Source organism: Paraburkholderia sediminicola (genome assembly GCF_902859805.1).
GTDB classification, from domain to species: domain Bacteria; phylum Pseudomonadota; class Gammaproteobacteria; order Burkholderiales; family Burkholderiaceae; genus Paraburkholderia; species Paraburkholderia sediminicola.
The window spans coordinates 161,293-180,869 of record NZ_CADIKC010000001.1; the positions used below are offsets into that span (position 1 = coordinate 161,293).

The 19,577-nt window shown below is 61.2% G+C and carries 18 protein-coding genes; 2 read left to right on the forward strand and 16 right to left on the reverse strand.

Features of this window, described 5'->3' with window-relative positions; genetic code table 11:
- The 4 genes from R8871_RS00730 to R8871_RS00745 all read right to left on the reverse strand — a co-directional run bounded on the left by R8871_RS00730 (position 1) and on the right by R8871_RS00745 (position 3,291).
- Positions 1-543, reverse strand: coding sequence for a hypothetical protein (locus tag R8871_RS00730; RefSeq protein WP_175048592.1), 543 nt, complete (start codon positions 541-543; stop codon positions 1-3).
- Between the two features lie 89 nt (positions 544-632).
- The gene (locus tag R8871_RS00735; protein WP_175048593.1) at positions 633-1,976 is read right to left on the reverse strand and encodes an MFS transporter; all 1,344 of its coding nucleotides are present in this window, start codon (positions 1,974-1,976) and stop codon (positions 633-635) included.
- Positions 1,977-2,089: 113 nt separating this feature from the next.
- Positions 2,090-2,449, reverse strand: a complete 360-nt coding sequence (locus R8871_RS00740) for a protocatechuate 3,4-dioxygenase (protein WP_175048594.1) — start codon at positions 2,447-2,449, stop codon at positions 2,090-2,092.
- On the reverse strand, positions 2,446-3,291 hold the full coding sequence (locus tag R8871_RS00745) for a gallate dioxygenase (RefSeq protein WP_175048595.1): 846 nt from the start codon (positions 3,289-3,291) through the stop codon (positions 2,446-2,448). The genes R8871_RS00740 and R8871_RS00745 overlap by 4 nt, the downstream gene beginning before the upstream one ends.
- Positions 3,292-3,758: 467 nt before the next feature.
- Between R8871_RS00745 and R8871_RS00750 the strand changes: the two genes are divergently transcribed.
- Positions 3,759-5,012, forward strand: coding sequence for a LysR substrate-binding domain-containing protein (locus R8871_RS00750; RefSeq protein ID WP_175048596.1), 1,254 nt, complete (start codon positions 3,759-3,761; stop codon positions 5,010-5,012).
- A gap of 747 nt (positions 5,013-5,759) precedes the next feature.
- On the opposite strand, the gene R8871_RS38675 is transcribed toward R8871_RS00750, so the two are convergent.
- The 12 genes from R8871_RS38675 to R8871_RS00810 all read right to left on the reverse strand — a co-directional run bounded on the left by R8871_RS38675 (position 5,760) and on the right by R8871_RS00810 (position 18,511).
- Entirely contained in the window at positions 5,760-7,379 is a 1,620-nt protein-coding gene (locus tag R8871_RS38675) for a methyl-accepting chemotaxis protein (protein ID WP_175048597.1), read from the reverse strand.
- A 109-nt stretch (positions 7,380-7,488) separates the two neighbouring features.
- Positions 7,489-8,616 (reverse strand): porin, encoded by a 1,128-nt coding sequence (locus R8871_RS00760; RefSeq protein ID WP_175048598.1) that lies wholly within the window; start codon positions 8,614-8,616, stop codon positions 7,489-7,491.
- 423 nt (positions 8,617-9,039) lie between these two features.
- Positions 9,040-10,053, reverse strand: coding sequence for an ABC transporter substrate-binding protein (locus tag R8871_RS00765; protein ID WP_175048599.1), 1,014 nt, complete (start codon positions 10,051-10,053; stop codon positions 9,040-9,042).
- 279 nt (positions 10,054-10,332) lie between these two features.
- The gene (locus R8871_RS00770; protein WP_175048600.1) at positions 10,333-10,491 is read right to left on the reverse strand and encodes a hypothetical protein; all 159 of its coding nucleotides are present in this window, start codon (positions 10,489-10,491) and stop codon (positions 10,333-10,335) included.
- Between the two features lie 146 nt (positions 10,492-10,637).
- The gene (locus R8871_RS00775) at positions 10,638-11,207 is read right to left on the reverse strand and encodes a phasin family protein (protein WP_175048601.1); all 570 of its coding nucleotides are present in this window, start codon (positions 11,205-11,207) and stop codon (positions 10,638-10,640) included.
- Positions 11,208-11,325: 118 nt separating this feature from the next.
- Positions 11,326-11,523 (reverse strand): hypothetical protein, encoded by a 198-nt coding sequence (locus R8871_RS00780; RefSeq protein WP_054038930.1) that lies wholly within the window; start codon positions 11,521-11,523, stop codon positions 11,326-11,328.
- A 578-nt stretch (positions 11,524-12,101) separates the two neighbouring features.
- Positions 12,102-13,208 carry a 4-oxalomesaconate tautomerase gene (locus tag R8871_RS00785; protein WP_175048602.1) on the reverse strand — a complete coding sequence of 369 codons (1,107 nt, stop codon included), beginning with the start codon at positions 13,206-13,208 and terminating at the stop codon, positions 12,102-12,104.
- 15 nt (positions 13,209-13,223) lie between these two features.
- Positions 13,224-13,919, reverse strand: coding sequence for a 4-carboxy-4-hydroxy-2-oxoadipate aldolase/oxaloacetate decarboxylase (locus tag R8871_RS00790; RefSeq protein WP_175048603.1), 696 nt, complete (start codon positions 13,917-13,919; stop codon positions 13,224-13,226).
- A complete protein-coding gene (locus R8871_RS00795) occupies positions 13,916-14,644 on the reverse strand; it encodes a PIG-L deacetylase family protein (protein WP_175048604.1) in 729 nt (242 codons plus the stop codon). Before R8871_RS00795 ends, R8871_RS00790 begins: the two co-directional genes overlap by 4 nt.
- Before the next feature lie 217 nt (positions 14,645-14,861).
- Positions 14,862-15,968, reverse strand: a complete 1,107-nt coding sequence (locus R8871_RS00800; protein WP_175048605.1) for a porin — start codon at positions 15,966-15,968, stop codon at positions 14,862-14,864.
- A gap of 68 nt (positions 15,969-16,036) precedes the next feature.
- Positions 16,037-17,365, reverse strand: coding sequence for a uracil-xanthine permease family protein (locus R8871_RS00805; protein ID WP_175048606.1), 1,329 nt, complete (start codon positions 17,363-17,365; stop codon positions 16,037-16,039).
- Positions 17,366-17,395: 30 nt separating this feature from the next.
- Complete coding sequence (locus R8871_RS00810; RefSeq protein ID WP_175048607.1) at positions 17,396-18,511, reverse strand: aryl-sulfate sulfotransferase; 1,116 nt, start codon at positions 18,509-18,511, stop codon at positions 17,396-17,398.
- 104 nt (positions 18,512-18,615) lie between these two features.
- Between R8871_RS00810 and R8871_RS00815 the strand changes: the two genes are divergently transcribed.
- Positions 18,616-19,572, forward strand: coding sequence for a LysR family transcriptional regulator (locus R8871_RS00815; RefSeq protein WP_175048608.1), 957 nt, complete (start codon positions 18,616-18,618; stop codon positions 19,570-19,572).
- Positions 19,573-19,577 lie beyond the last annotated feature (5 nt).

Genomic DNA, 19,577 nt, shown 5'->3' on the forward strand with positions numbered 1-19,577 from the left:
CTATTGCCCGTGCGGCTGCAGCAGTCGCTTTACCGTCAAGGCAAGGGGGACGGTGAAGAAGATATGAGACATGAAGCCACCGATGATCACAGCCGGGTCGTAGTAGTTCGGATGGTTATCGGAGGCGATCATGATGGCCACATGCATGACGATCCACGCTAAAACCGCGTAAAACAGCGCGACGAAGGTGGCTTCGTATCCGCGCCGGCGAAAGTAAGGCCAGATTGCAGCGAACAGAACGCCCCATGCCGACGCGAACACGAAGTGAATGCCCGTGCCGACGATGTACGCCCACACACCGATTGATTCCTGCACCTGCTTGCCGAACACCAGCCCCGTCGCGTTGCGTGGAATGCCCGCCAATGGCATCAAGTGCTGCGCCCCTACCCAGATGAGCGCTTCGTAAATCCAGATGATCACGGCCCCGACCAATCCGCCGATTACCCCCGCGCGAATCATGGCCGTGCGATTCGGCCATTCCGTCACATTCGTCGTCTCACCCTTGTTGAGCCCACTTCCGCTTACGCTCAAATCGCCACTCATGTCTGCTCTCCTTCAATAACTTCTGGTAAGGGATGCCGTGCGCGCAGCAGCCAACACGCCGCTGCGTGGGGCTGCCGCTGCAACCGCGTTCAGGCGTCGGCCACGGGACTGGTGATAAAGCGCAGCGCGAGACGGTTCATGACGATCGCCACAGCAGCGATCAGCGCAGGCACAGCGAGCACCGCGAAGACGGTTTCGAAACTGAATCCCAGCGACAGCAGCGCGCCACCCACGAGCGAGCCCAGAATGCCGCCGAGCCGGCCGAACCCAAGCATCCAGCTCACGCCGGTTGCACGGGCTCGTGTCGGATAACAGCTCGGGGCAAGTGCATTGAGACCGGTCTGTGCGCCGCTCATGAAAAAGCCGGCACAGGTAACGAGAACCGGCAGCAGGTTTGACTTGAGCGTGCCCATGCCCAGCGCGAAGATGAACACGCCGCCGAGCAGATACGCCGCACCGATCACCGCATTGCGATCCATGCGGTCCATTGCGAAGCCGACCGCAACGGCGCCCACGGTGCCGCCCAACTGGAACATGCCGGTAATCGCAGCGGCACGCTCGACCGGCAAGCCGGCGTCCTTGATCAACGTGGGCAGCCAGCCAGTGAGCAGATAGATGATCAGCAGGCCCATGAAATACGTGAGCCACAGCATCAGCGTGCTGAAAGCGTAGCCGTCCGCGAACAGCATCCGTACCGGCGCCTTCGCAGCGACCACCGGTTCGGGCGCGGTGAAGCGCACGTCTTTCCCGAAGACATTGCCGCAGACACGGCCAAGCGTTGCCGCGATGCGCTCGGTCGACATTTTGCGAACCAGCATCAAACGCGCCGACTCCGGCAGCAGCCACAACAGCACGGGAACACTGAGGATCGGCAAGATACCGCCGAACATGAACACCGCGCGCCAGCCGAAGTGCGGAATCAGCGAAGCTGCTACAAATCCGCCCGCCCCCGAACCGAAGTTGAAGCCGGTGAACATGATCGTGAGCAACAGCGAGCGGCTGCGCGACGGCACGTATTCGGAGAGCAGCGTGGTCGAGTTCGGCATCGCGGCGCCGAGGCCCAGACCCGTCAGAAAGCGCAGCGCGACGAGTTCCAAAGGTGAGTCGGCGAATGCGCAGGTCAGGCTGAAAAAACCGAAGCAGAGCACGGAGGCAATCAACACTTTCTTGCGCCCGATGCGATCGGCAATCGGCCCTGCAGCCAGCGCGCCGATTGCAAGGCCGACCATCGCCGCACTCATCACGGGACCGAAGGCGGCCCGGCTGACATTCCAGTCATGCATGATGACGGGCGCGACAAAACCCATCACGGCCGTGTCCAGCCCGTCCATCATGACGATCAGAAAACATAGAACGAGGACCAGCCATTGGTACGCCGACATCTTGCGTGCGTCGATAAACGCCTTGATGTCGACTGAGTCTGCAGATTTCATGCGTGTCTCCGGAGAAAACAGTTTCCCGCCCCGGCGTTCTGTCAAAGCCGGGGTCTTCTTGGTATTGAAATGAAAAGCCGCTAAAAAAAGATGCGGCGCAGGGTCGAGTCGCCTTAGACGGCGTCCGGCACCCTGCGCGTTTTCAGAAACGCCTCGAGTGTTTCGCCACGCATGCTGGCGTACATGCCCAGGTTCGTAATCTTCACCACGCGGGCGAATTTCTCGAGCACGAAGAAACACACGCCATATCGAATCAGCCCGATCCAGTCCGTGTTGTCGACGAGCGCACGCTCCTCCGCCGTCAGGCCAACCGCGTCGTATGCGGCGCTCCGGTTCTCAAGCCAAAGCGTGCGAGCCGGCGCTTCGCGCATCTGCCAGAAGAACCGGTTCAGGCGCATCGCTTTCATGCTCTGGCGAATATCGAACGGGTACGTGCCCGTCAATTCCTCGATACCGATCAGTTGCGGGTTCATCGCGTCACCTCCTCTTCGTAGAGGGTCACGGCCATCGCGGTGCTCGTCGCAAGGTAGTAGCTGCGATGCAGTTCACGAACCTTCGGCCCAAGCGCGCCGCGCATCGCGAGCCACATGATCGTCTCCACGCTCTCCGCGCCACCAAGGCGCACATAGTCGACATGCTTCATCGCGGCGAGCCGCTGCGGCTCATACACCATCAGATCGAGGAACTCGATGTCCCAATCGGTGTTGTTGAAGCCGCTTCGCTCGCCGTGGACCTGGTGCGACAACCCGCCGGTGCCGACCACCACGACATCCAGATCCTGCTCGAACGACTCGATCGCGCGGCGCAGCGCCTGACCGAGACGGTAGCAACGGTTCGCCGTAGGCAGCGGATATTGCAGCACGTTGACTTCCATCGGCACGAGCGACATCGGCCAGCCGCCGTCGTGCGGCAACATCAGCGAGAGCGGGGAATTGCATCCGTGATCGAGTGCACGGTCCTGGAAAATCGTCAGATCGAACTCGTCGTTGACGAGCTGCTCGGCAATGTGGATCGCGAGATCAGGATGACCGGCAATGTCCGGCAGCGGGCGCTTGCCCGCGCCCTCGTCCGCGAATTCGTGATTGGCCGATACACCCAGCGCAAAGGTCGGATAGCAATCGAAGAAGAAGCTGTTCGCGTGGTCGTTGTAGAACATCACCATCACATCCGGCTTGCGCTCGGCGAGCCAGTCGGCCACCGGTTCGTAGCCTTTGAAGAGCGGCGCCCACGCGGGGTCGTTCTGCTTGCCCTTGTCGTACGCCATGCCGATAGTGGGCACATGCGACGTGCCGATGCCACCAATGATCCTTGCCATATCCCGTTGTCTTCCGTTGCTTCGTGCCGTGCTTCAACAAGCGCCAATCGGATGGGTCGCCGCTGCCGGGGTGGCAGCCTTTGCAACCATCTTGAGGTGCAACCATAAGGATCATGCAGGTTTGCCGAAAGTACGGGTAAACCACATTTGTACCGGTTAAATTGCTCGCAAGCGCCCTGAATGCCAGTAACCGGCGCACGGATAAGCGCCGGAAGCCCCACCGGAAAGGGGGTTTGGGGCATCGCTGACGAACCCGCCGAGTCCCGCCCCGCCCTCCTGACTATCCACATGCGATAAACAAAACAGATGCCCGGGAAACGAAGTCGCAAGCCGTCTGGCAAGCGTGGTACGGGACGAGATGCGTCGCTATACTTGATGGCCTCGAATGAGCAGACACCCATGAACGAGATCACCCAGCATACGATCGCGGACACGTTGAACATCCGCCAGCCAGAACGCCGCCATCCGTGAGCAGCAAAGAACTCCTCAACCTGGCGCAATTGCGCGCATTTCGGCTCGTTGCCGAGATGGGTAGCGCCACGCGTGCGGCAGCGGCGCTGTTTCGTGCCCAGTCGGCTGTAACGCGCTCCGTGCAGGAACTCGAGTCGGCACTCGGCGAGCCCCTTTTCGATCGCGGCCCCTCCGGCATGCTCCCGACGCCCGTCGGCCGCGCCGTGCTGCAGCGGTGCGAGCGGATCTTCGCCGAACTGGAGGAACTCGCGCAGTGGTGCGCGGCGCGGCAGGCACGGCGGCGGCCGACAGCAGAAGGCGCGCTGCCGGCCTATCTGCTCAACACCCGGCGGCTTCAGCTATTCATCGCATTGGCGCGTCATCGGCATATGCCAAGCGCGGCGAAGACCTTCGGCATCAGTCAGCCGGCCGTGAGCACCGCGATCCGGGTGCTGGAAAGCGGCTCCGGTTTGAGTCTGTTCCATCGCAGCCCGCGCGGCATCCTGCTCACCACGGAAGGCGAAACGTTTCTGCTTCACGTACGCCGAGCATTGAACGAATTGCGGCATGTGCCCGACGATATTGCCGCCTTGCACGGCAAGATTCAGGGCGCGGTGACGGTGGGCGCATTACCGCTCGGACGCACGTTGCTGCTGCCCAAGGCGATTGCGCGAATGACCACGCAGCACCCGGGCGTGAGAGTCGTCACTGACGAAAGCGCGTATGAGGCGCTGGTTGCCGGCCTGCGCGCGGGCGACATCGACTTCATTCTCGGCGCGTTGCGCGATAACGACGCCAGCAGCGGTCTGAAGAACGAGCGCCTGATGTCGGAAGATATGGTCGTGCTGGTGCGCCGCGATCACCCGCTCACTCGCGCGCGCGATCTGAGCATCATGGATTTGCGCGACGCGCAGTGGATCGTGCCGCGCAACAATGCGCCGGCGCGCGCACTGTTCGAAGCGCAATTCAAGCGAATGAAAGTGAAGCCGCCCATGCCCACGGTGGAGACAGCCGACCTTGCGGTGATTCGTGGGCTGCTGCTCGGCACGGACATGGTCGCGGCGCTATCGGGCCAGCAACTGCACTACGAAGTCCAGTCTGGTCAGTTGACGATGCTCGACGTGCAGTTGCACAACACCCGGCGCGACATAGGACTGACCATGCGCGCAGCCGGCACGCCCTCACCTGCGGCGCGTGCGTTAATCGACGCGATCCGGCTCTCCGTTGTCGATGTCACGCGGACGATCAGCATCGCCGCGAGCCAGCTTTAACGCGGCAAAGTCACTGGAAACTGGAATTCAGAATTACAAAGATCACCAGAATATGCCGCTGTTGCCCTGGTCGAATAGTGACGATCAAGACAACGGAAGCGATATGAAAAGCCAATCTTTTTTGTTAGCACTATGTGCGGTCGCCTCGTTCTGGGCTGCCGATAGCCAGGCCGCCCAGCCGAATTACGCGTATTCGACAACGGTGCACCTTTCCGACGGCAAAACGCTGAGCTGCGCAGTGAACGAGCCCCTGACCGCTGTGCGCGCCACCAGTACCACGCTCACCCGACGCGAAACGAATGAAGCCGACGTATTGGCGACTCAGCGACTGCGCCTCGTCAGCGGCCCCACGTCTGCGTATCCGTCCCCGTACACAGCACCGAACGTCACGTGCGGGGCCGTCAGTTGACGTGGAGCGGCGTGGCGTGGGATGGCGGAGTGCGTGAGGGTCATTCGGTGCGATGCGGAACATCGTCCGGGAAAGGATAGGGAGTGTGAGGCCCTGGCCATTCCGCCGCCGGTGGACCGCTTAGCGAATTGCATCCGGCGAGGCCTGCGAGAACGCTGCACGTGAGTAACGTGATTAACGTCAGTAAAGCGGCGCGAATGCACCGCACTGCTGCTCGACCGTTCATCGCACACCTCCTCGCATCCACCGCATACGCTACTTCTTGGACCTTCAGTCGGCGTGGCAGGTTGCACATGGGCCGGTTCGAAGTTCATCGAGCCGGCCTGCGGCGAGGGGCGTCATGCGAAAACCGTGCAACCCGGTTCCAGTTCTATCTGCGAGGTTCGTGGGGTGGACAGTTTGTCTGCTTCACGCAACCTGAACACGGCCACCGCATCGACGAGAGCGCGCGCCTGATCTTCCAGCGACGCTGCAGCCGCGGCGGCTTGCTCGACTAATGCTGCGTTCTGTTGCGTCGCGTTGTCCATCTGCGTCATCGCGGTATTGATCTGATCAATACCGCGCGACTGCCCTTCGGAGGCAGCGCTGATCTCGCTGACGATGCCCGTCACGTTGCGGGCCGCCGTGACGATTTCGGCCATGGTTTCGCCAGCGCGAGTCGCCAGTTCGGCACCGTTCCTCACTTTCGCCACCGAATCGCCGATCAGCTCCCTGATCTCCTTCGCCGCGGCAGCCGAACGCTGCGCGAGCGCGCGCACCTCGCCCGCGACCACCGCAAATCCGCGTCCCTCTTCACCGGCACGCGCAGCTTCGACGGCCGCATTCAAAGCGAGTATGTTGGTCTGGAATGCGATGCCCTCGATCGCGCCGATGATATCGACGATTCTCTTTGAACTCGACGACATGTCCGCGATCAGGTCGACAACCTGGCCGACGACGTGGCCACCGCGTGCCGCGATCTGCGAGGCGTTCTCCGCAAGCGCACTGGCTTGCCGCGCGCTATCGGCGTTCTGCCGAACCGTCGCCGTCAATTCTTCCATGCTCGATGCGGTCTGCTCCAGGGTCGCCGCCTGCAACTCTGTCCGCGTCGACAGGTCGGCGTTACCGCTCGCGATCTCACCCACGCCGTGCGTGATCGCTGCCGTTCCCTGCCGCACCTGACTCACCGCGGCAACGAGGCCCGCCTGCATCCGGCTGAGTGCCGCCATCAAGCGTCCCATTTCGTTGACACGCAGCGTTGCGATCTCACTGGCCAGATCGCCGGCAGCAATGCGCTCGAAATGGCGAATAGCGGCATCGATCGGCCGCACGATCGAATTCGTCAATGCGGATCGCGCGACGACGCCGAGGATCATGGCGGCGGACCCGATCGCGCCGAACAGCCAGAGCAGTGTATGAAAACGCTGCTGCGCCGATGTAAAGCGCGCTCTTTGCTGCTCTGCCTGAAAATCCTCCAGAGCGCGCACGGCGTTCCGGTAATCGCTAAACAGTGTGTCAGGCGCCTGCCGTTGCGTTGTCCGGAACGACATGAAATCGTTCTGGTCGAGCGCCGCGATTTCGGGGCCAAGCGCCTGTTTCATCAATAGCTCGCGTTTCGCACGCAGCGCGTCGGTCAGCTTTCTCTCAGCCTCATTCGACGGCGGCTGCGCAGCATACGACGCCAGTTCGTGATCACTGGCCGTCTGCTCCGCATGCACTCGCGCGAGCACCGCGTCGGTCGGCTTTCCCTGCGTGACGAGCGTTTCGTAAGCGCCGAGATCGACCCGCACCTGCAGCAGCGCTTCGCTACTGGCGCCGAGGTGCCGCAGCGCAGCCGTCTCCTCGCTGTACATCCTGTCGAGCGCCGTGTTGGCCGTTTCCAGGCCCGCAATCGAGGTTGCGATTACAAGCATCAACGCGACCGTGTAGCCGGCGATCGTGATGGTCAGAGCGGTCCGGATGCTGGTATTTCTAAACATGGCTGTCTTCCTCGACCCGGGGAGCCAAAAAAAAGCGGCGGGCGGATAAGTCCGCCGCCGCTAGCAGGAGCACATCGATGAATGGTTCAGAGCGAATCTGATTCCTGGATCAGAAGCGAGTGCGCACGCCCGAAGTCAGTTCGAGCTGATTGGTTGCGCCGAACGTGGATCCGACGGTGTAGCCGCCATGCAGTCTCATGTAGTCGCCGGCCAGATACACTTCCGTACGCTTGGACAGGTGATAGAACGCGGACCAGTACAGCGTTTCCTTGTAACCGTTGTGGAGGCCCGAGGTCGGATCGAAAGCGCCGATGTTCGCGTTCGGGATGTCGCCGTCGCTGTTGTAAGCGGCGTTCTTCACGCGCATCTGCTGATAGCCGAGTTCGTAGTCGAACGGCCCCTTCGGCGACACCTTCAGAGACACCGTAAAGGCGTTGTCCTGACGCTGACCGAGGGCGCCCTGATTGCCCAGGTAACGGAAATAACCCGCATTGGCGCGCAGAATACCGAACGTGTAGTTGCCACCGACCGAGAACGACTGGTTGGTAAAGCCGACGCGATTTACGTGGCTATAGAAACCCGACAGATTGAACGGGCCGCCGTTGTACCCGAGCGCTGCCTGGTAGTTGGCGTTGGAGCCGAAGCTCGTCGAGTTGCCGAATGCGTAACCTGCGCTCGCGAAAATACCGTTGTCGAACAGCTTCTTCCATGCCACGCCATTGTTATAACGTGTGCCGGTCGCGCTGGCCGCGTAGAAAATCATCTGCTTGAAGTTGTTCGCGTTCGTCCAGCCGCCTTCTTCCGTCGTCAGATTCGCGGTGCCGTACGGATCGCCATAAATCGTCGATGCGTCGCGTGCGATCGTGTTCTGGAACCCCGCCGTAATCTTGCCGAACGTGTCGTTCTGGATACCGACCCATGCGTCACGGTCGAAAATCTGGCCCGGATCTTCAAACTGGCCATCGCTCACGCGGTATTCGCTTTCAAGCCGGAAAATGACCTTCGAACCGGCACCGATATCTTCTGCGCCCTTCAGGCCCCAACGGCTGCCGCTGAACCACGGCTCGCCGCCGATACCCATGCCGATCACGTGATCGCCGTTCGCATTCGCGTGCGACTGATAGGTCGGCACGCTCAGATCTATCAGGCCGTAGAGCTGAACACTCGATTGGGCGTACGCGCCGGTTGCTGCAAAAGCGCCTGCCGTAGCGGCCAAAGCCAGATACTTTTTCTTCACGATCGTCTCCTCTGATTACAACGTTGAAATTTTCGTTCTCGCCGACTGCGGTGATTGCGGTCCTGATTTCCGGACAACAACCGCCACTGCCGATGAGCGCAATCCTAGTTTTCTCAATCCTTCACGCCGCTTTCCTGCATCACCGGCACAACTAAGTGAATTCACCGATATACGTGGCCAAATCGGCGTTCGTTACGCGGTATCGACCCTGCGCAGAATGGTGCGACCCTCTTCAGCACCGCAGATCGTTCGGATGGGTAAAGCGGCACGCCACCGGCGTCGAACTCGATCGCCGGGCGTCTTTGGAAACAACGGGATTCATCAGGTCAATGCGTGCAGGTCACCGGCACCGCGAAAGCGGCGCCGGCAGCGCAACGAAATCACACCGCAACCGACAGGCGGCAGTGACCGGCAAGCGCCGGCTTATTTCGAACCGGTGAACTCGTTCGTGTAGGTTTTCGCCAGCTCGATATGCTTGCCTTTGACTGACGGATTGAACGCCGACAGCACCTTCAGCACGGTCTCGGGACCATCGGCCGGCATCTTGCCGTCTGCCGTAAACATGGGCAGCGACGCTTTCAACGCGCTCACGTACAGTGGCTTGTCTTTCTGATAGTCGTCAGGCATCTTCGCTGCAATTTCTTCCGCGCTATGCGTGTGGATGAATTGCATCGTGCGAACGAACGCGTGCGCGAGCTTTGCTGCTTGCGCCTTGTGGGAATCGGCCCATGCCGCCTGCACGTAGAGGCTCGACGCCGGGTAGGTGCCGCCCAGCGCCGCCTTCGTGCCTTCAACCGAGCGCATATCGACAAGCACCTTCGCGTCGCCGGATTTCTGCAATGCCGAAACGGTCGGCTCGGTCGTCATGCCTGCGTCGATGCGGCCTTGTTTGATCGCGGCGATGAAGCTGGCGTCGGCGCCGACCGGCAGCATCGTGTATTGCGTGGACTGGATGCCGTGCTGCCCAGCGAGGTATTGCGTCAGGAAGCTGGTCGAAGAACCGAGGCCCGTCACGCCCAGCGTCTTGCCCTTCACGTCCGCCATCGATTTGACCGTTTCTGCCGCTTTGGTCGAAACCATTTCGACCTCGCCCGGCACCTGCCCGAACACGACGATCGCCTTCACGTCCTTGCCCTTGGTTTGCAGATCGATCGTATGGTCGTAGAAACCGACGACGGCCTGAACGGCGCCCGCCAGCAGTTCGTTTTCAGCGTCAACGCCGGCTGGCTGCGACAGAAGTTCGACGTCGAGCCCTTCATCCTTGAAATAGCCGAGCTGTTCGGTGAGGCGCGCCGGCAAATAGATCAGCTTCGTGATACCGCCGACCATGATCGTGATCTTCTCGCCGTCGGCGGCTACTGCATGCTGTGACGCAAGACTGAACAGCAGGCCGGAAGCAACGGCAATATGGCGCAGCGTGCGAAAGCTAGGGGTCATCGATAGTCTCCGTTATTGTCCGGTGCGGCGGAGTGCCGCCCGTCTGCATCGATGAGCCGATTCTAGGAGAGCGAATCCTTCTCTCTGCTTACACGGAGACCGACGATCCGTACGGGATTTCCATGAGAGACACGCACAAAAAAAGCCAAGGCTGTGAAGCCTTGGCTTAAAGAATTCTGTGGGTCGAGCGGTCCAGCAGAATCCGAAGGTGCCTGCTGCGCCTTGGAACGCAGCAGCACCCAGGTGGTACGGCAACAACAGCCTGGCGAGCGCGGAGGCTCAATGCCGGGCTTTGCTCCAATGCGGCCAGTAGTGGCGGTGATCGAGATGTCTAAGCCGCTTTCGACGCATCTGCTCCCGGTAATAATGAGCGGCGATGAACACAGGCGCCATCGCCAGCACGAACGAACCCATAACGATTCCCACTGCTTCACTCATCGCGACCTCCATCGCAGAACTAGCGAACCATCGGCGTCACTTCAGTCCACGAATCGAATGCCGGCATGCTCGATCCCGGCACCCATCAGCAATCCTTCATATATGCCCGCGATACCTCATCACGGGCATTGCTGCCCGCGTCAGCTCTATCGCTTCGCGCCCGTTGCTATGGGAGCTTTTTCACCGTTGCTTTGCACGGCCTTTGACGCCGTGGCGGTGACTACGTCAAGATTGCTCCCGGCGAACTGCACCGCCTGTTGCCCCGTTTTCTGCAGCGTTTCGTACAGGGTCGTGGTGGTGGCAATCGCGGATTTCCACGCGGCGACCGCTGCTTCGGAACCGGTGGGAGCATGCTTCGCCGTTTGTTCGATGAGCGCCTGCAAGCGATCGTTATACCGCTCGTAGTGCGCCTGCGCGAGTTGCGTCACTTCAGCCTGCGTGGTCGATGCGATCTCGAACACCTGCTTGCTGTATGACAGCGATTTTTCCGCGAAGGGTCCGGTAAAGCCGGCTTGCGACGCGAACCATTGCGGCGGCTCCGTCGTGTCGGGCACCTTTGCCATGCTTTCCTGCGTCTCGGCCAGCGTAGCCCTGACCGTCTGCACGTTCAGCGCGACCAATTTTTCGAAGCCTTCAAATATCTTTCCGGCCACCCCGAAGAACGCGTCGACGTTGGCTTTCTGTGCAGCAATCTGCTCGGGACTCAAGAGAGTCATTGTGAATTCCTCAAAATTCGGTCCGGCGCGAAGCCCCGATCGGACGGGTGTGCTGCAGCGGACCGCGATGGTGAATAAATCGGCGTGGGTATAGCAGGTGCAGAACAGGTGCAGATGCCTAGCGCATCCGTGCAACCGCCTTGAGAATGGAATCGCCTTCGCTTGTGATCTGAGGACGTGAGCGTCCCGAGGCGAGGTTTTCCAGGGATATGAGTTGTCGCTCGAGCAGAGCGTCGAGCTCGGCGCGGCCCAGTTCGATCTGATCCGGGGCGTTCTTGATGAGCATTAACGTAGCGAATTCATGGGGACTCAGCATAGCGTCTCCTCGATTTAGTCCATCTGCGCGGGAAGTATTAATTACCCCCTCTAGCTTTAATGCCCGGCAAATATTCCTGCCGTCTCCGTAAGCGATCGTTCGAGAAATCGCATCTGGGAGACGCCATCATAACCGCTCAATTTTCAAATGCAATATGCGGAATGCGCTTTATTACACCGACTATTTTGTCTGTTGAATATCTCCCCGTTGCAGGGCCGCGCGACGCCCCCGACAGCACAGCCATCTCACCGTGGAGGCCGGCCTGGCATGGCCGACGGGTTGATCTGCTCAACACGCCAACGTTTGAAAAGATGGCTTAATTAATATTATTGATTCGCTTTGCATACCAAGCCTGTTTATATTTGAATATTGTATTTACAGACCATAACTTTAGCGCGGCGACCACGCCATACCTCGACATTGCGAAACATTTATTACAACGCGCATCAATTTTAAGAATAGTCAGAATTTCAATCAGCGCAGAGGCTTCTGACTTATTTATCGGGTTGAACTTCACACCTGGCAATACCGCGGCTAATCACGCCGAAACAGACGGAAGCGATCCGCCTGAAGTCCGCTTATGTCCGTGCCGGCCACACTGCCGAAGGAATGCCGACTGCTCCGTCGAATAGCCACCTAGCCGTGCGCAGCAGCGCGGCGCTCAGCACTTCAGGCCGGCCGGGGCTTCCGCCAAGAACGAGCTCCACCGTGAACTCGCCTGTCGGGTGTTCAACCGACACGCGCTTTCGCGTGCCCTCAGCGTCCACATCGGCGAGGCCGTCGCAGACCGTACCCGGCAGCACCGCAGCCGTGGCTACGCTCACCGCGCCGAGTACACCGATCGACGCGTGGCAGCGATGCGGAATAAAGCTGCGCGTACTGATCGTGCCATGCTGGCGAGGCTCGGCCACCAGACACATCTTCGGAACCGTGCGCGCGCTCACGTCGCCGAGATTCATCAGTGGCCCCACTGTGAGCCGGATCTTTTCGATGCGCGCCTTCAGTTCCTCGTCCGCGTCGAGTTGCTCGCGCGTTTCATAGCCGGTGCGCTCGAGATCGCGCGCTCGCATCAACACGAGAGGCATGCCGTTGTCGATGCACGTCACGTCGATACCGTCGACCGTATCCTTGAGATGCCCCGTAGGCAGCAGCGTGCCGCAGGTGGAACCCGCCGTGTCCCTGAACTCGAGCGGAATGGCCGCTGCGTGGCCTGGCACGCCGTCAATGCGGGCATCGCCTTCGTAGGTGACCTGGCGACCCGGCGTACTGACCGTCGCTACGGCGATCTGCCTGGTGTTGACCATGTGAATCGCAACCGGTGTGCTGCCATCGCGCGCATCCACGAGACCGCGTTCGATCGCAAATGGGCCGACGCCCGCGAGAATGTTGCCGCAGTTCTGCCCGAAATCGACCCGCGCTTCGTTCACAACGACTTGCGCAAACAGATAGTCGACGTCGGCATCGTCGCGAGTGGAGGGCGAGATGATCGCCACCTTGCTCGTCAACGGATCGGCGCCGCCGATGCCGTCAATCTGACGCGGATCGGGTGAGCCCATCACGGCAAGCAGAACACGGTCCCGAAGAGCAGGATCAGCCGGCAAATCCGACGCCATGAAATAGGCGCCTTTCGATGTGCCGCCGCGCATCATCATGCACGGAATGCGCGTTTGTGCGCGACTGGGCATGACCTCGCCTCTTCCTCAAATATCTTCGGCCGAGGCGACGTAGCGCAGGCCTTTTTCCGCGAGCTTCTCGCGCATCGCATAGTAGTCGAGTCCCAGCGTACCGCCGGCCAGCACCGAACGCGTCTTCTCTTCCTTCGCCATGCGTGCTTGCGACGCCTGCGCAACATTCGCCACGGTATCGAGCGGCACGACGACCACGCCGTCATCATCCGCAACGATGACATCCCCGGGATTCACGATCTGCTGCGCGCACACCACCGGAATATTCACCGAGCCGAGCGTTTCCTTGACCGTGCCTTGCGCCGACACAGCCTTCGACCAGACCGGGAATTTCATTTCCCTGAGCGAGGCGACGTCGCGGCATCCCGCGTCGATGATCAGTCCGCGCACGCCACGTGCCGTAAGCGAGGTCGCGAGCAGATCGCCGAAATAGCCGTCCTCGCAGGGCGAAGTCGGCGCCACAACGAGAACGTCACCCTCGCGGCATTGCTCGACGGCAACATGCAGCATCCAGTTGTCCGACGGCGGCACCAGCACCGTCACCGCCGACCCCGCGATAGCCGGCCCCGAGTAGATCGGCCGCATATACGACGCAAGCAGACCGAGCCGGTTCTGCGCCTCGTGAACGGTGGCGGCGCCTGCGTGCTGCAGCACGGCCACATCGCGCGGATCGGCTCGACGGATAGTCGTCACCACGATGCCTCGCTTCATGCCAGATCTCCCGTCACGGCCGGCGTAATGCGTTGATAACCTTCCGCGTACTGAATATCGCGCGTGGCGGTGATGCCGATATTGCGCTTGGCCTGCACGCCACGTTGCAGGGCGACGCGCGTGTAGTACTCCCACAGGTGCTCCTGGCCCGCCATGCACTCGATCGCGCGGCGCTTGGTGTCCCAGACCTCGGTGATATCGAGGAACGTATTGGGCGTCCATTCGCACTGTTCGGTTTGATGCGGTTCGAACGCGTAGACAGGCGGCGCACCGACCACCTTCTGCCCGGGATTGTGACCTTCGGCCTGGGCGATGATCCGCGCTTCCTGCGCCACGTGCATGGCGAGTGGATGATCGAAGTTGTAGGGGTCTTTCAGCGAATGGCTCAACACGAACGCCGGTTGCAATTCACGGTACACATCGACCAGGCGCATCAGAGCCTCGTCCGTCACGCGCAATGGGTAATCACCGAGGTCGAAAAATTCGACTTCCGCACCGAGGATGTCCGCGGCCCGCTCGGCCTCCTCCTTGCGCGCCGCCTTGACCTTCTCGATCGTCATTTCGCCCTTGCGCCAGAGTTTGGCCGACTCTCCGCGCTCGCCGAACGAAAGACACACCACTTTCGTACGGTATCCATTTTTCTTGTGCAGAGCGATTGCGCCACCTGCTCGCCACACGAAATCGGCGCTATGCGCGCTCACTACCAACATCGCCTTGCCTGCCATTTCCAACCCACCTGTATTCACTATGCGATGGGTACTATTGTAGGTTTCGAAGGTGGCCAGGAAGCACCTAAAGGAGCGTGCAATGCCATCTAATCTGTTTATGGGAATGAATCGGCTCAACGCGAGACCGGCCTGGAGCCTTGAGGAGCGCGTTGTTCAACGATATTCTCGAACACGCGGCACAACGCGGCTGCAACTACGCCGTCCCGCGCTCGAATCAGAACAGGTGATGTATCCCGCTCAGAAACACCGTCTGCCTTCCACCTGACGCCGCACCGATGCCGAGCGTGTTCGCCACCGCCCCACCACCGGCGGTCTCGAACATCAGGTCCGCATAAAGTTGAGTCGCTTTCGACAGCGAATACACGTTCGCCACGGTGAATTGAGTCCAGCGATTCCCCGCGAGCGTCGCCGTCCACGCCCCCGCCGCAACCTCTTCCGCAGGCGTCAGGCGCACATTGACGCCGCCGTCGACCGTGCGAAAGTGCTCGCTGCCGCCGTCCGACTGGATTCGCACATCCGTTGCAAGCGCATGCAACGTCACGCGTTCGAAACGATACGATCCGCCGATCCCCATATCGCGTACCTGTTTCGCGTTGAAGGTGGCGCCGGGCGCGAGTGCCTTTCCTTCGAACGACGTCAGGCCGAGTCCGTTGGAAAGCGGCAGCAAACGGTCACGGTATTCTGAGTACACGGTCACCAGCTTGAGCGGGCCATTTGTATAGTTGGCGCCGAAACTGATAGTCCGTCCGTTGGTGTTGCTGGCCGATGCGCCGGGAAATCCGTAGAGCGCACCGAAACTGAGTCCGCCGTAGTTCGCACTTTTCCACTTCACCGTGTTCGACAACTGCACCGGCAACGTGCTGCCAAGGCCATCGAGATTGCCGGGGTGAAACGCCGAAAAGTCGCCGAGCAGTTGACCGGTCGACACCGAGCCGAGCCAATCGAAATTCCAGTCTGTCTGACGGCCGAGCGTCACGGTGCCGAATATCGGATCGGACAGTCCCACATACGCCTGACGATTGAAGAAGGTACTGCTGCTGGCGGACGCACCGGTCGTCGTGACGAAACCGCTTTCGAGTCTGAATACCACCGAGCGCCCCGCGCCGATGTCTTCAACGCCCTGGAAGCCGAAGCGGTCGGCCTGGAAGGTGCCCTGTTCAGCGATATAAGCATGGGCGCCGTGCAGATTGCTCACGTAGCCAAGACCCGCGTCGAGACTGCCATACAGCGTGACGCGGCTCTGTGCGTTGGCCGCGGTCGAAACGACAAGCGCAGGCAGGCACGCGACAAGCGTCGCGCGGAAAGCGAAATGGGTTTTCATGGCGTGTTGGTTGAAGCGTTGGAGGGAGAACTGCATGGGCGTGCGTTAGCAGTTAAAGCCCGAGGTCATCAAGTCGTTTGGATCTTCTCTGCGGCCCCCAGATGCCATGCGCCGAATACCAGGTTGACGACGATGGCGGTGAGTGTCCCCGCCGCCATGCCGTTGCCCAATACGATCTGCACATAGCCCGGGAACGATGCGTACACGTTGGGGACCAGAATCGGTATCAGCCCCGCAACGAGCGCGGCGGCGAGCGTGTACTGATTGCCGCGCGCATGCAGGTCGACCTTGCCGAGCAGATTGACGCCCATCACGCCGATCATCGCGAACACGATCAGCGCCGTGCCGCCTACCACCGGCGCGGGAATGGCGTAAGCAAAGCGTCCGAGCGGCGCGAACAGCGCGACGATCATCAGCATCGCACCCGCCGTCGCGGTCACGTAGCGCGAGCGCACGCCGGTGGTCTGCACCACGCCGATGTTCTCGGCGCTCGTGATGATGAGCGAAGTGCCCAGCAGCGAGCCGAGGAGCGACGCCACCGCGTCGCCGCGAATGGTCCTCGGTACATCGCGGCGCATATCGATCTTCCTGCCGGTGATCTCGCCGACGGCAACTGTCTGCCCGGTTGCCTCGGCCATCGAGATCACGCTGAAAATCAGCATCGGCAGCGCGGCGAGCACGTCGAAACGCGGCATGCCGAAAGGCAGCAAAGTCGGCAGCGTGAAGAGCGGAGCACCCCACATGCCACCTGCGGGCATCAGTCCCATTGCCCAGCCAGCACACGTGCCCATCGCAAGACCGAGCAGCACGGCAAGCCGCCCCACCGTGCCCGTGAAGATGCGCGCTACGGCCAGCGTGGCCACGATCGTGAGCAACGCGAGGCCGAGCGACTGCGGCCGCGCGAAACCCGGCGTACCCGGCTGCCCGACGATGATGCCGGCGTAAATCTTGATGAGGCTCACCGACACGAGCAGCAGCATCGTGCCCACCACCACACGCGGGAAAAACCGCAGACAGCGCGCGAATACCGGCAGGACAAGCCAGTAGAACAGGCTGGTGAGAATCGCCGCGCCCGCGGCGGTGCGCAGATCCGTCTGCGTGGCGATAACGGCGAACAGCATGGCGGGCGCCCCGCCCGGCACCATCACGAAGGGCAGCCGTGCGCCGATCGACCCCGCCCCGAGCGATTGCAGCAGCGTGCCGGCGCCACAGGCAAAGAAGGTCGCGCCGATCAGATGCACGGTCATGTCCGATGAGAGCGACAGCATCCTCGACACCAGAAAAACCGCGGTGACGGGCGAAGCCGCCATCGAGAGGACATGCTGCAGGCCGAACAGCGCGAGTTGCCAGGCTGGCAGGCGCGCATCGACGCTATGTGTGGCTGGGTCAGGATTCACGTTGCCCCCGAGGGATCGAAAACGCGGCGTTCAGGCGCGCAGCCACGGCAATTGCTCGCGGCTGTAGCGGAAGGTCTGGAAGACGCTGTTCAACTGGCCGGGGCCGGTTTTGCGCGCCGCTTCGTCCGGGTACTGGTCGAACCAGGGAATCACGTATTCCCACACCACTTCTCCAGCGGGCGTCACTTCGAAGAGGCGGCCCGTGGCCGACTCGGTGATGTGCGTGTTGCCATTCGCGAGCCGCTGCGCGTTGCCCATGAAAGCGCTGTAAAACGCATTCACCATGTCGTCGGCGTACGACCACACCACCTCATTGTTCGACGGATCGATCTCGAGCACGCGCGAGAAAGCCACGTGCGCGCCGCTACGGAAGTTGCCGTTGTCGAACGTGAGAATGTTGCCGTTGGCGAGCGCCACGGGTGCGTGCTGGTGCGACACCACACTCGGCGGAATGTGCATCGTGACGCCGCCGGTCTTGCGATCGACGGCGATGATGCCCGAGGTGGTGCGCAGGCTCATCAGCACGTCGCCCTTCGCATTTACGCCAAGCCCGTTCACGAGCGGCCAGTGATACCGGCCGAAGCCGGACGCGATCGGAAAATCCTTGGGCGTGAGGTGTTCCCATGCCTTCCATTCCCACACCAGCTCGCCCGATCGATTCACTTCGCGGATCACATCGCCGTACATGACTTCGTCGGGGCCGTGCGCGGTGCCGCCCGGCACACGCTCGGCAAATCCCGCCGGCACGGGTGCGCACGCGGAGTAAAGCAGGTTGCCATTGGCGAGCCACTGCGCGTCATGATGATGCGCGGGATCTTCGTAGTGCCAGACCACCTCGCCCTCAGGCGTGACTTCGGAGAAATCGCCACCGTGCCACATCGACCATGGCGCGTAACGGTCTTCCGAGTTTGCATGGTTGCCGTTGTAGCCGAGATTGCCGTTGGGAAGAATCACCGCGTGGCGTCCGGCTCGCACCGGCATCTTCCACTCATGCACGACTGCGCCCTCGATATCGATGAGATAGACGCGGCCACCCGCCGTTTGCGGAGCTATCAGCGTATACCCGCCGAATGAAACCCTGGGGTCGTGAGCAATGAGGCCGACGCCGCGGCGGCGCTGGGTAATTTGATCGACTGTTGTGGTCACGGTTCGCTCCGTTAAGATGATGAAGCGAAATCTAGGCTATCCGTTCCGTCAATAAAATCTGATTATTCTTTACGGCCCGTATGGAAAAACCGTACGGTTGATTTATGCGTCCAATATCGCAGACATTCCGTTGTTTCGACGAGGTAGTGAGGCGCGGTTCGATCCGCAAAGCCGCCGAATCGCTGCACCTGACCGCGGCCGCCGTGCACCAGCAAATCCTCAACCTGGAGGAGCAGGTCGGCTCGCCGCTCTTCGACCGTTTGCCACGCGGCATGCAGCTCACCACGGCTGGCGAGATCATCATTGCTGCGGTGCGGCGCGGACAGCGCGATTTCGACAACGCGATGACTCAGGTGGAAGATTTGCGTTCGTTGCGCCGCGGGCATATCAACCTCGCGGTGTCGCCTTCGTCAGCGGAGCAGCTAGTGCCTGAAGCCATTCAGGCTGCAATGAAAAGCTATCCGGGGGTGACGTACAGCGTGCGCTCGGGCAACGGTGAAAGTATTCTCAAGTGGGTGGAGACCGGTGAGGCCGACATCGGCTATGGCCTGCGTCGCAAGCCGCCGCCGGGCGTCGTGGAAGTGCGCGCCTTCTCGCAGCACCTCGGGCTCGTCACGCCGCCTGGGCATCCGCTGACGAAGCTCGGCAAACGGCCCCGGCTGCGCGACTGTCTCGACTACCCGCTTATCCTCATGACACCGGATACGGAGTTGCGGGCCATGGTGGATCAGATCGACCACCGCGAGCAACGCAAGGCGCGTCCGCTGGTGGAGACGAGTTCGGTTTCGATGGTGCGCCGACTCGTTGCGGACGGTGTCGGGATCGGCTTTCTGATTGCGGAGAATGTGGCGGAGGACGTAACCCAACGCAAGCTTGCGTGGACTGCGCTCGCCGACGCCGGCGCGAAGTCGTTCAGTTGCCTTTATCAGCGCTCAGATCTGACCACGACCGTTGCGATGAGCATGTTCCTGCAGTTCCTCGGCCACGCGATTGAGGCGACCGAGAGCCAGTTCCACGCTTCGACGCAATCCGGCCGCAAGCGTGGTCAGCGGGTCAAGTAAGGAAT